This is a genomic window from Streptomyces sp. NPDC003691 (assembly GCF_053981115.1).
Map to the genome: position 1 here is coordinate 66,819 of NZ_JBSFNQ010000035.1, position 12,004 is coordinate 78,822.

Annotated in this window: 10 protein-coding genes and 1 pseudogene; 7 read left to right on the forward strand and 4 right to left on the reverse strand. The window is 73.3% G+C overall.

What is annotated here, in order from left to right; all coding sequences use genetic code 11:
- Nucleotides 1-23 precede the first annotated feature (23 nt).
- Nucleotides 24-1,100 (reverse strand): alkene reductase, encoded by a 1,077-nt coding sequence (locus ACWDR0_RS18385; protein WP_456352740.1) that lies wholly within the window; start codon nt 1,098-1,100, stop codon nt 24-26.
- 464 nt (nt 1,101-1,564) lie between these two features.
- On the opposite strand from ACWDR0_RS18385, the pseudogene ACWDR0_RS18390 reads away from it, so the two are divergent.
- Nucleotides 1,565-1,999: pseudogene (locus ACWDR0_RS18390) on the forward strand (MarR family winged helix-turn-helix transcriptional regulator); the annotation flags it as partial.
- A gap of 90 nt (nt 2,000-2,089) precedes the next feature.
- Here ACWDR0_RS18390 and ACWDR0_RS18395 read toward each other — a convergent pair.
- Together ACWDR0_RS18395 and ACWDR0_RS18400 are read right to left on the reverse strand one after the other, a co-directional pair.
- Nucleotides 2,090-3,139, reverse strand: coding sequence for an aminotransferase class V-fold PLP-dependent enzyme (locus ACWDR0_RS18395; protein WP_456352727.1), 1,050 nt, complete (start codon nt 3,137-3,139; stop codon nt 2,090-2,092).
- Nucleotides 3,140-3,299: 160 nt separating this feature from the next.
- Nucleotides 3,300-3,959 (reverse strand): DsbA family oxidoreductase, encoded by a 660-nt coding sequence (locus ACWDR0_RS18400; RefSeq protein ID WP_456352728.1) that lies wholly within the window; start codon nt 3,957-3,959, stop codon nt 3,300-3,302.
- A gap of 246 nt (nt 3,960-4,205) precedes the next feature.
- Here ACWDR0_RS18400 and ACWDR0_RS18405 point away from each other — a divergent pair, with 246 nt between their 5' ends.
- The 4 genes from ACWDR0_RS18405 to ACWDR0_RS18420 all read left to right on the forward strand — a co-directional run bounded on the left by ACWDR0_RS18405 (nt 4,206) and on the right by ACWDR0_RS18420 (nt 9,227).
- Nucleotides 4,206-5,549, forward strand: coding sequence for a sensor histidine kinase (locus tag ACWDR0_RS18405; protein ID WP_456352729.1), 1,344 nt, complete (start codon nt 4,206-4,208; stop codon nt 5,547-5,549).
- Entirely contained in the window at nt 5,546-6,232 is a 687-nt protein-coding gene (locus tag ACWDR0_RS18410) for a response regulator (protein ID WP_456352730.1), read from the forward strand. The genes ACWDR0_RS18405 and ACWDR0_RS18410 overlap by 4 nt, the downstream gene beginning before the upstream one ends.
- A gap of 132 nt (nt 6,233-6,364) precedes the next feature.
- Nucleotides 6,365-7,810, forward strand: coding sequence for a penicillin-binding transpeptidase domain-containing protein (locus ACWDR0_RS18415; RefSeq protein WP_456352731.1), 1,446 nt, complete (start codon nt 6,365-6,367; stop codon nt 7,808-7,810).
- Between the two features lie 202 nt (nt 7,811-8,012).
- A complete protein-coding gene (locus ACWDR0_RS18420; RefSeq protein ID WP_456352732.1) occupies nt 8,013-9,227 on the forward strand; it encodes a TerD family protein in 1,215 nt (404 codons plus the stop codon).
- 235 nt (nt 9,228-9,462) lie between these two features.
- Here ACWDR0_RS18420 and ACWDR0_RS18425 read toward each other — a convergent pair whose 3' ends face one another.
- Nucleotides 9,463-10,242 (reverse strand): S1 family serine peptidase, encoded by a 780-nt coding sequence (locus ACWDR0_RS18425; RefSeq protein ID WP_456352733.1) that lies wholly within the window; start codon nt 10,240-10,242, stop codon nt 9,463-9,465.
- Nucleotides 10,243-10,540: 298 nt separating this feature from the next.
- Between ACWDR0_RS18425 and ACWDR0_RS18430 the strand changes: the two genes are divergently transcribed.
- Nucleotides 10,541-11,224, forward strand: coding sequence for a GNAT family N-acetyltransferase (locus tag ACWDR0_RS18430; RefSeq protein ID WP_456352734.1), 684 nt, complete (start codon nt 10,541-10,543; stop codon nt 11,222-11,224).
- A gap of 70 nt (nt 11,225-11,294) precedes the next feature.
- Nucleotides 11,295-11,909, forward strand: coding sequence for a hypothetical protein (locus ACWDR0_RS18435; RefSeq protein WP_456352735.1), 615 nt, complete (start codon nt 11,295-11,297; stop codon nt 11,907-11,909).
- Nucleotides 11,910-12,004 lie beyond the last annotated feature (95 nt).

Consider the following 12,004-nt stretch of genomic DNA (forward strand, 5'->3'; position numbering starts at 1 on the left):
TCCGATCCGGCGGTCCGGTCCGGTCAGACGGTCGCCAGGGCGGGGTAGTCGGTGTAGCCCCGCTCGTCGCCGCCGAAGAAGGTCGCCTGGTCGGGGGTGTTGTACGGGCCCTGGGTGCGCAGCCGGGACGGCAGGTCCGGGTTGGCGAGGAAGAGCGCGCCGAAGGCGATCAGATCGGCGGTGCCGTCCTCGATCAGACCCAGCGCGTCATGGCCCGTCGGCCCGTCGGTGGACGGGTTGAGCACCACGGTGCCGGAGAACTCGCGGCGCAGTTCCCGGGTCAGCGGCCGGAGTCCGGTGGTGGCCTCCAGCAGGTGCAGATACGCGAGGCCGAAGGGGTCGACCGCCCGGACGAGCGAACGGTAGAGGGCGTCCGGCGCGGGCTCCTGGATGTCGTTGTACGGGTTGGAGGGCGAGAGCCGCAGCCCGACGCGCGAGGCGCCGACGGCCTCGGTCACCGCCCGGACGGTCTCCACGGCGAACCGGATCCGGTTCTCCTCGGAGCCGCCCCACTCGTCGGTGCGCCGGTTGGTGTTGGGGGCGAGGAACTGGTGGATCAGATAGCCGTTGGCGCCGTGCAGCTCCACCCCGTCGAAGCCGGCGTCGATCGCGTTGCGGGCGGCGGAGGCGTAGTCGTCGATGGTGGCGCGGATCCCGTCGGCGGAGAGTTCCGCGGGGGTGGTGTAGTCCAGCAGCCCTTCCTTGGTGAAGATCTGCCCGTCCGGGCGGACGGCGGAGGGCGCGACCGGGCGGAGCTCGCCGGGCAGCAGATCGGGGTGGCCGATCCGCCCGGAGTGCATGAGCTGGGCGAAGATCGTGCCGCCGCGCTCGTGGACGGCGTCGGTGACCCGGCGCCAGCCCTCGACCTGCTCGCCGCTGTGCAGCCCGGGGGTATCGGGGTAGCCCTGGCCGACCACGGAGGGCTGGGTGCCCTCGGTGATGATCAGCCCCGCGGAAGCGCGCTGGGTGTAGTACTCGACCGTGGCGTCGGTGGGCGAGAGCCCGGGTCCGTAGGCCCGGCTGCGGGTCATCGGGGCCATGACGATCCGGTTGGCGAGCGGGCGTCCGGCGAGGTCGAAGGCGTCGAAAGCAGTGGTCACGGTGGTCACTGAGGGCTCCCCAAAGAAAATACATGGTCGACCAACTGATAATGTGTGGTCGACCAATCAATTCGGTCGGGAGTCACTGTAGCGCACTTCCTTGGTCGGCCAAGGTAAAATTTTCGAAGGCACTTCGGAGACACTGTCACTGCGGACGGGGAGACTGACGCGCATATCCCGCGACCGGCACCGACACCTGCGAGGAGGGTCCGATGACGACCGAGGCCGAAGACGTGACCCGGGCGGGATCCGCGGAATCCACGGGATCCGCCGTCGCCGGGGAGCGCGCCGGGGCACCCGGCACGCCCGGCCCCTCCGGCGAAGGGGCCGACGGTCCGTGCGACGGCGGTCCGTGCGACGGCGGTGCGGGGCACTCCGGTGCGGTTTCCGCCGCCGCACCCGGGGCCTCCTGCGACGGTGGCGGTGCGGAGTACCGCGTCGGATTCGTCTGCGACGAGAAGGCGCCGGTCTCCTTCACGGTCTCCCGGGTCGCCCGGCTGCACCGGATGGCCAGCGGCAAGCTCCTGCGGGGGCTGGGCCTCTACCCGGGCCAGGAGTTCGTGATGGTCCATCTGTGGACCCGGGGGCCCTCGCGCCAGTCCGATCTGATCAAGGCCGCCGACCTCGACCCGTCCACGGTCACCAAGATGCTCCAGCGCCTGGAGCAGGCCGGACACGTCCGCCGGTATCCCGACCCCGAGGACCGCCGGGCGGTGCTGGTGGAGGCCACCGACTCCGGCGACGACCTGCGGATCGCGGTCGAGGCGGTCCTGTCCGGCCTGGAGGAGCACCTGCTCACCGGCCTGGACGAACACGAGCGCCGGGAGCTGCTGCGACTGCTGGCAAAGACGGAGCTGAACCTCTGCCGGGAGGCCGGGGAGTGCGTCCTCCCGGAGTGACCGGACAGCGGGCGGGTACGGCCGGGGGCGTCCGGACCGGCCCCGCCTCCCGCCCCTCCCGCCCCTCCTGCCCCTCCTGCCCTGCTCCCGCTACTCCAGCGCGGCCAGGATCCGGTCCACGTGTCCGGGCGTGTTGTAGAGGTGGAAGGACGCGCGCAGTCCGCCCGCGCGGGCGGTGGTCACGATGCCGTCGGCGGCGAGCTCGGGCACCCGGTCCGCGAGCCCGGGGACCGAGACGATCGCGGACTCCCCGGCCAGGACCGGGACCGGCTTGTACCCCCGCTCGGCGAGGCCCTCGCGGAACCGGCGGGCCAGCGCCGTGACATGCCGGTGGACCGTTTCCACGCCCACCTCCGCCAGCAGCTCCAGCGCCGGGGCCGTCGCGTGGAAGGCGGCGTACGCCGGGGACTCGTCGAACCGGCGCGCGGTGGCCGCCAGGCTCCGCGCCGGGCCGTACAGGGCCCCGTCCTCGGAGGCGAAGGTCCCGGGATAGAGGGGCCGGAGGGCGGACTGGGCCTCCTCGGCGACGGTCAGGAACGACACCCCGCGAAGACCCGTCAGGAACTTGTAGGCGACGGTGACGGTGTAGTCGAACCCGTCCGCGCGCAGCGGCAGCCAGCCCGCGGACTGGCTGGTGTCGGCGAGCGTACGGGCCCCGTGCGCGGCGGCCGCCTCGCGTACCGCCGCCGTATCGGCGATCCGCCCGTCGGCGGACTGCACCGGCGAGAACGCGACCAGCGCCGTACCGGGGCGGACGGCGTCGGCGAGCCCTTCGAGCGGCGCGTAGCGCGCCACGAGGTCACCGCGCTCGGTGAACGGGGTGACGACGGAGGTGTACTCCCCCTCCGGGAACAGCACCTCCGCGCCGGGCGGCAGTGACTGTGCGACCAGGCCGACGGCGGTGGACAGGGAACTGCCCACGGCGACCCGGTCGGCGGTGACGCCGGCGAGCGCCGCGAAGGACTCCCGCACGGCGACCACCCGGTCGTAGTCGCCCGCGCCGCCGGGCCGCCCGGCGGTCAGCTCCGCCGCCAGGGTCGCGAGCGCGGCGGCCGACCGGCGGGGCAGTACCCCGCAGGAGGCGGTGTTCAGATACGTCGATTCCAGTGCGAACTCGTCGGTGAAGCCCGGATTCTCCATAGGGTCACCCTGCGCGCCGGTGACCCACCGGGTCAACTGTGACCTGCGGCGACGCACCGGAGCGGAGCCACCGGAGGACGCCCCGGGCCCGGAGGCGCTCCACGGCGCCGGGCCCGCGACCGGCGCGCCCGCCCTGCGGGTCGCACCGCCCCGGCCCGGGTCACGCGGACTCCGCCGCCGCCTCCCGGGACTTCCACGCCTGCTCCAGCGCCTGGGTGAACAGCTCGGCGGGCTGGCCGCCGGAGACGCCGTACCGCCGGTCGAAGACGAAGAACGGCACTCCGTTCGCCCCCAGGTCGGCGGCCTCCCGCTCATCGGCGCGGACCCCGGCCGCGTAGGCCTCGCGGTCGGCGACGACACCCCGTACCTCGGCCTCGTCGAGCCCGGCCTCGACGGCGAGCGCCACCAGCACCTCGTCGTCGTAGACGGACCGCTCGTCGGCGAAGTTGGCGCGGTAGACCAGGTCGAGCAGCGTGCCCTGGACACCCCGCTCCTTCGCCAGGTGCAGCACCCGGTGGATGTCGAAGGTGCTGCCGTGGTCGCGGTCCTCGGTGCGGTACGGCAGACCCTCGGCCCGGGCGTTGGAGGCGACGTGCTCCTCCATCGCCGACGCCTCCTCGAAGCTGCGCCCGTACTTGCGCATCAGCATCTCGACGACCGGGTCGACCCGGCCCTTGGGGCGGTCCGGGTCGAGCTCGAAGGAGCGGTGCACCACCTCGACCTCACGGCGGTGCTCGAACCGGGCGAGCCCCTTCTCGAAGCGTTCCTTCCCGATGTAGCACCACGGGCAGGCGATGTCGCTCCAGATCTCGACGCGCATCACGGCTTTCTCTCCACTCTCCGGCCGGCCGGCAAACAGGTTTACCGGGCGTCAACGTCTGCGCCGGGTGGGACATTCCCGGCCGGACGGTCCCGGCACCGGAATCCGTGAATCCGTCCCCCATCCGTAACGGGCCGCTCCGGCGGCGGGGACGGAAAGCGGACGTACCCGAACGATTCCTCCGGGGCCCGGGCCGGCCCCGGACGAAGATCACCGGGACAGCCGCCGCCGTGGGAGCGTAGCCCCATGAGAACGCACGTCCTGACCGGTTCACGGGCCCGGCTGCGCTGGCTGCACCTCGTGCTGGGCGGAGCGCTTCTGATGCCGTACTGGCTGTTCGCCACGGTCCTGCTCAGTGTCTTCGGCGCGGGCCGTGCGCTCTTCGGCGGATCCGTCGCCGTCCAGCTCGGGGCCTATGCGATCGCCGTCCCGCTGGCTGCCGCAACCGCCCTGTTCAGCCCCGCCCGCCCGCTCTGCATTGCGGCGGCGCGGGCGCTGTGCGGAGTGCCGGAGGGGTCGTTCGCGGAGGGGCCCGCCCGGTCCCGGGCGGCCCGGGTGCGGACCGCGGGCTGGTTCGCCCTGCACACCGGTCTGGGTGCGCTGGTCAGCGGCGCCACGCTGGCGCTGACGCCGTTCGCGGCGAGTCTGATGCTGGCCCCGCTGGTGCCGCCGGTGTACGCGGCACTGCGGCTGCCGGAGCTGCCGCCGGGCGGGTTCCTGCTGCTGCCGCTCGCCGGTGCGGCCATGCTGGTGGCGCTCGCCGCCGGTGCCGCGGCCGCCGGGACGCTGCTGGCGCGCGCGGCCCCGGTGCTGCTGGGCCCGTCCCCCGCGGACCGGCTCGCGGCGGCGGAGCGGCTGGCGGCCCGGCTCGCCGAGCGGAACCGGCTCGCCCGGGAGCTGCACGATTCGGTGGGGCACGCGCTGAGCGCGGTCACGCTCCAGGCGGGCGCGGCCCGGCGGGTGCTGGACCACGATCCGGAGTTCGTCCGGCGGGCGCTGGAACTGATCGAGGAGACCACCCGCCGTACGGTCGGCGAACTGGACACCGTCCTCGGCCTGCTCCGGGAGGAGCCGGGCCCGGCGGGCGGGGACGGCGGGCCGACCCTGGCGGACCTCGACGGGCTGCTGGCCCTGGGCGGGGTCCCGGTGGAGCTGGAGCGCACGGGCGATCCGGCGGCGGTGCCCCCGGCGGTGTCCCGGGAGGCGTACCGGATCGTGCAGGAGGGGCTGAGCAATGCCCTGCGGCATGCCGGGCGGGTCCCGGTGTCGCTGAGGATCGCCGTACACGACGAGACATTGGAGATCACGATGGAGAATCCGCTGCCGGACCGGCTCCGGGCGGTACGTCCGGGCGGGGGCCGCGGGCTGCGCGGGATCGCCGAGCGGGCCGTCCTGCTCGGCGGAACGGCGGAGTCCGGACCGGCCGGGGCGCGCCGGACGCACAGGCAACACGGGACACACGGGCGGCCCCCTGGCCAGGACACCCCGGACACCCCGCCCGCCACGGACTCCCCGGACACCCCGCCCGGGATATGGCGGCTGTCCGCCGGACTGCCGCTGGCCGGACGCCCCGGCGGCGGTGCCCGGTGAGCGACGCCGCCCGAACCACCGGCCGGAATCTGCGGATCGTGGTCGCCGACGACGAACAGATGGTCCGCACCGCCCTGCGCGCCATCCTCTCCTCCGAACCCGGTATGGAGGTCGTCGGCGAGGCCGCGGACGGCGCCCTGGCGGTGTCGGTGGTCCGGGAGCTGAACCCGGACGTGGTGCTGATGGACGTACGGATGCCGGGCATCGACGGCATCCGGGCCACCGAGCTGATCCTCGCCGCCGCGCCGCCGGAGGCACCCCCGAGGATCCTGGTGGTGACCACCTTCGAGAACGACGCCTATGTGTACGACGCGCTGCGCGCGGGGGCCGCGGGCTTCCTGCTGAAGCGGGCCGCGGCGGAGGAGCTGATCCAGGCGGTCGGGCTGGTGGCGCGGAGCGATTCGCTGCTCTTCCCGGCGGCGGTACGGGCACTGGCCGCGTCCCGGACCGGCCGGGCGGCCGGGTCTCCCCCGCCGTGGGCGGCCGCGCTGACCGAGCGGGAGGCGACGGTGCTGCGGCTGATCGCGACGGGCCTGACGAACGCGGAGATCGCGGAGCGGATGGGCGTCGGCGCGGCGACGGTGAAGACGCATGTGGCCTCGGTGCTGGCGAAGACGGGCACCCGGGACCGCACCCAGGCGGTGATCGCGGCGTACGAGACGGGTTTCGTGGCCCCGCGCTGAGCGCGCCGCGCGCCCTGCGTCCCGCGCCCCCGGTGACCGGCCCCGGTCGCCGGCCCCGGCGGGCAGCTCCGGCGGAACGGGACGAACCGCCCGGGAACCATCCCGGGGGCGCCGGTCGTCATTCCCGGTGCGATGAACAAGACGATCAGACACACCGCCGTCTTCACGCTGCTGCTGGTGCTGGCCCTGCTGGTGAGAGCCACCTGGGTGCAGGCGTACGAGGCGGAGGCACTCGCGGAGAACGACAAGAACCGGCGCCAGGTCATCGACCAGTACGCCCAGCCGCTGGGCGACATCGTCGTCGCCGGGGACCCCGTCACCGGCTCCCAGCCCAGCCCCGGCGGCGATCTGGAGTACCAGCGCACCTATACCGACGGGGGCCTGTACTCGGCGGTGACCGGGTACAGCTCCCAGGCGTACGGCTCCACCCAGCTGGAGGGCATCTACGACCAGGTGCTCGACGGCACCGACCCCCGGCTGAAGAACCCGGTGGACGCGCTGACCCGCGCCCGGCAGGAGCCGGGTGATGTGCTCACGACCATCGACCCGGACGTGCAGAAGGCGGCGTACCGGGCGCTCGGCTCCACCAAGGGCGCCGCGGTGGCCGTCGAGCCGTCGACGGGCCGGATCCTGGGGCTGGTCAGCACACCGTCGTACGATCCGTCGGTGATCGCCGGGACCACGGACGGCGACGCCTGGCAGAAGCTCCTCGCCGACCCCGACAAGCCGATGGTCAACCGCGCGCTGCGGCAGCCGCTGGCGCCGGGTTCGACGTTCAAGCTGGTCGTGGCGGCCGCGGCGCTGGAGGAGGGCCGGTACGGGTCGGTCGACGAGCGGACCGACAGCCCGATGCCGTACACCCTCCCCCTCACCACCAAGCCGCTGCGGAACGACATCCCGGGCGCGCCCTGCGAGAACGCCTCGATCCGGGAGGCGCTCCGCTGGTCCTGCAACAACGTCTTCGCCAAGCTGGCGATCGACCTGGGCCAGGACACGGTCCGGGCGACGGCGGAACGATTCGGCTTCAACAAGGAGTGGGACGTTCCGGTGCGGGCGTACGAGAGTGTCTACCCGAAGGGCCTGGACGCGCCGCAGACCGGGCTGACCGGCATCGGCCAGTTCGATGTCACGGCCACCCCGCTCCAGATGGCGATGGTCTCGGCGGCGATCGCGAACGACGGCGTCCTCGCCTCGCCGCACATGGTGTCCCAGGTCGTCGACGCCGAGGGCACCGTGCTCGACTCGTACGACGGCAAGCCGGGGAAGCGGATCGTCTCGGAGCGGACCGCCGAGCAGTTGCGCAGCGCGATGGTGACCGTGGTCGAGGAGGGCACCGGCTCGAACGCGCAGCTCTCGGGCGCCGAGGTCGGCGGCAAGACGGGCACCGCACAGCGGGGTGTCAACAACAGCGGCAAGCCGTACGCGTGGTTCACGTCGTACGGGACCGACAAGGACACCGGGAAGCAGGTCGCGGTCGCGGTGGTCGTCGAGGACGCGGGCGGCCCGCGCTCGGAGGTCAGCGGCAACGGCCTGGCGGCGCCGGTCGCGCAGAAGATGATGGCGGCGGCGCTGAAGTAGCGGTCCGCGGCGAAGGGGCCGTGCCCGCTCCCGTCCCGGGGGCCGGGCGCGGCCCTTCCCCCTTCCTCTCCTTCCTCCCTCTCCCCTGTCATACGGCCGGGCGGAGTCGTCGGTATGGCCCCGGAGAGTGAAAGGGGGCGCCGGAAGAGAGCGGACGGAACGGTAAGGGAACGGCAAAGCGGTCCCGGTCGTTACCTGTGACATGACCGCTATGACCCCCGGCTCGAACATCCCTCTCACCGCCGCCCGTGTGGCGGTCGACGTCGCCGCCCCCGTGCGGCTCGACGTATCGGGCCTGCTCCTCACCGCCGACGGCAAGGTACGCTCCGACGCCGATTTCATCTTCTACAACCAGCCGGCGGGCCCGGGGGTGACCTATCGCTCCGGCGGCGGCTCCGCGCCGGACGCGATCGTGGTCGACACCGCGGCCGTCCCACCGGGCATCGAGAAGATCGTGATCACGGCGAGCCCCGACGCGGCGGGCCAGAGCTTCCAGGGCATCGAGCCCACCGCCACCGTCCGCGACGCCGACAGCGGCAGCCCGCTGGCCACCTTCACCCCGCCCCGCCTGGGCGCGGAGACGGCCCTGGTGGTCGTGGAGGTCTACCTGCGCAACGGGGCGTGGAAGGTCCGTGCGGTCGGCCAGGGTTACGCCAACGGTCTGGCGGGCATCGCGACGGACTTCGGTGTCTCGGTCGACGAGGAGCCGCCCGCCGCCGCGCCCCCGGCCCCGGTGGCCGCCGCCCCCGTGGCTCCGCCCGCCCCGGCCCCGGTGGCCCAGCCGGCCCCGCCCGCGCCTCCGGCACCCGCCGCGGCCCCGGCCGCCCCGGCCCCCAGCGGCAAGATCAACCTCGACAAGGGCCGGGTCAACCTCCAGAAGAACCAGACGGTCTCCCTGGTCAAGGGCGGCCGCCCGCTGCTCTCCTCGGTGAAGATGGGCCTGGGCTGGGAGCCCGCCTACCGCGGCAAGGACATCGACCTCGACGCCTCGGTGATCGCGTACGGCCCCCAGCGCAACCACCTCGACAGCTGCTACTTCGGCAAGCTGAACATCCTGGGCGGCTCCATCCGCCACTCCGGCGACAACCTCACCGGTGAGGGCGCGGGCGACGACGAGGTGATCACGGTCGACCTCGGCCGCCTCCCCGCCGAGGCCACCGGCCTGGTCTTCACGGTGAACTCGTTCTCCGGCCAGAAGTTCACCGAGGTCGCCAAGGCGTACTGCCGTCTGCTGGACGCGGCGACGGGCGAGGAGCTGGTCCGCTTCGACCTGACGGGCGCCGAGCCGCAGACGGGCGTGATGATGGCCAAGCTGATCCGCCAGTACTCGGGCGAGTGGGAGATGACGGCGATGGGCGACTTCGTGAAGTCGCGCACGGTCCGCGGCATGGTGAAGCCGGCGGCGCAGGCGCTGTAGGGCGTCGCGGACCGGCCGGGGCACCACCGGCAGGAAGCAAGCTGCCCCCGCCTGCCCGAAGGGGCGGACGGGGGCAGCCGATCGTTAGCCAGACGCGTCATCGCCCCGCGACGGGCTTCTGCCATTCGATCTGCTGCGTCCTCCCGGAAAATCTCCCGGAATGCGCCACCGCATGTACGGCGGCGCAAGATATGCAAAGCAACCCTTGCCCGTTCCTCTTCCGGTCCCGGCGGAATCAGGGCGAGGCGGTCATCGCCTGCTTGATGAACTCCAGGTGGGCGGGAACACTCGTATGGACATCGGGGTGCCCCTTGGCGCAGGGGATGCCCCAGGAGATCACGCCCACGAGCACACCGCCGACGACGAAGGGACCGCCGCTGTCGCCCTGGCACGCCCCCACACGGGTTCCGGCATAGGAACACACATGTGACGCGCCGATCCCGTAGCGGGGCATGGCGCGAGCGCAGGCGGTGGCATCGAGCGTGGGCGCTTCGGCGTACTGAAGGATTTTCGGCTGAGTGTTGCTCGGATACGTCTGGGTGCCCCACCCGGCGATGGTGCCTGCGGTACCGGTGGCGGGGACCTGGTCGGCCAGGGGAACGGCCTTCAGGTTGTCGCCGAACGGAAGGGCCTGGGGCAGGGTGAGGACCGCGATATCGTGCGTGGGGCTGGGGGAAACGGTGTAGTCGGGGTGCATCCGGATCGACACCACCCCACTGCGGATACCTCCGCTGGTCCTGTCCCTGCTCCCGGCATGGACGATCAGGTCCGCGGCCCTCAGCCCCTCGACGCAGTTGGCCGCGGTCAGCACATGCTTCGGCCCGATGACCGTCCCTCCGCAGAAGTGTCCAGCGCTGGTGTGAAGTCCCGCGATATACGGGAACTGCCCCGCCGCCGCTTCCTTTCCTCCCACGACGGCGGGTGCGGAAGCCGGTGTCAGACCGACCAGCACCGCGGCCCCGACGGCCGCCGCCATCACGCGCCACAGCCGTTGCCCCACTCGTCTCAGCAGCATCTCCGTACCCCAATCCGTTGTTCCCGTGAGATGGCGCCCACCGGCGCACTCGGCGGGCGGGCGCCCCGCACAACGCGCGCCGGGCGCAGTGGTCACGCTCGCTTCGCCCACCCGGGCGCTCCCCGCCCGGACCGGTGAGGAGCGGCTCGGCGCCTACCGCGCCCGCTTCATGGGCCCCGGCCTTCTCGCCCCGCGCCGATGGCCAGCCAGGACGGGCCGGGAACCCGCTGCCGGGCGGGCCGGCTACCGGGAGGAAACTCACCCGGCCACGGGCCCTCGACCATGCTCTAATCGCCGGATGGCGAAGATCGAATCAGAGCTGATACGGCGCTGGCTGACCGGCTGGACCGTGGCTCGCGCGCTGCCCGGGGCCGAGCCGGCCGGGTCCGCCGGGGACGGTTTGCGGTCCGCGTGCGACCAACCCGGCCGTGAGGTCGAGGTGTTCGCACTGCGCGCGGACGAGGAGCCGGAATCCCTGGTGCGGCTGGCGGCAGCCGTCGCCGTGGCGGAGCGGTCCACCTGGCTCACGGTGCCCACGCTGCGGCCGGAAGCCGTCGAAGCCGTCGTCGGCGCCGCCGGACTGGAGTTGGTGCACCGGGCCGAGTGGTTGATGACGACCGGCCTGGCCGGACACCCGCGGCACGCGCCCGCGGCGCCGTACGAGCGCGAGATCCGCACCGATGGACCCGTCACGGTCGTCTCCCTCCACGGCCCCGGAGGCGAGGTCGCGGCGCGCGGCACCATCGCGGTGACCGGTGCCGACGCGATCGCCGACCGTATCGAGACGGACCCGGCGCACCGACGGCGCGGCCTGGGCCGGGCCGTGATGAGCGCGCTGGCGGAGGCCGCCGTGGCGCAGGGTGCCCGTACCGGTCTGCTCATCGCCAGCGAGGAGGGCCAACGCCTGTACACCTCCCTGGGCTGGCACCACGAGGCCGATGTCCTGATCGCCCGGGGGCCGGCCGTTCCCGGCCACCGGTAGGACCGGCCCGGATGCCCGAACACCACCGGTACGGAAGGCTCCGCTCCCCCGGCTCGCGAAGGAGGCCGACATGACCGCTGCGGGAACCGCACGCCTGCTGCTCAACAACGACGGTCCGTCGCCGCTGGAACTCACCGTGGAGCCCTGGGCGGACGCCCATCGGATCCCACCGGGCGAGACCCGGGTCCTGGTCATCCACTCCCCGGACAAGGACGGCCCCTGGCACGCGGTCCTGGGCGCGGACGAACCGTTCCTGGTCGAGCACCGGCCGGACGCGGTCACGGTGTGGGCCAACAGCACGTGCTACCACCTCGTTGACACCGCGGGCACGCCGATCGACGCGGACGAGGGCTTCTGCCCCGCCCGGGGTTCCGCCGCCGCGGACAGCGTGCCTCCGCCGTCCGTACGGTCCGGCCTCACGGTCATCTACACGGAGCGGCTCGAAGCCTGCCGGGCCTTCTACGCCGGACTCGGCCTCCCCCTGGTGCCGGAGCGGCACGGCACCGGCCCGGAGCACTACGCCGCCGAACTCGACGGCACCGTGTTCGAGCTGTATCCCGCGGGCCGCCGGGGCACGACGGGATACCTCCGTCTCGGGCTGACGGCCGCCGCTCCGGGATACGCCCGGGGACGGCACACCCTCACCGACCCCGACGGCCGCATCGTCGTCCTGACCGTGCCCTAGGAAGCGGTACGTGCCCGCGCGCGCCGCCCGCAGCGCCTGCTCCGCCCGCTCCCGTTCCTCGGGCGTCGTACAGCGGGCGAGCAGCGGCCACGACC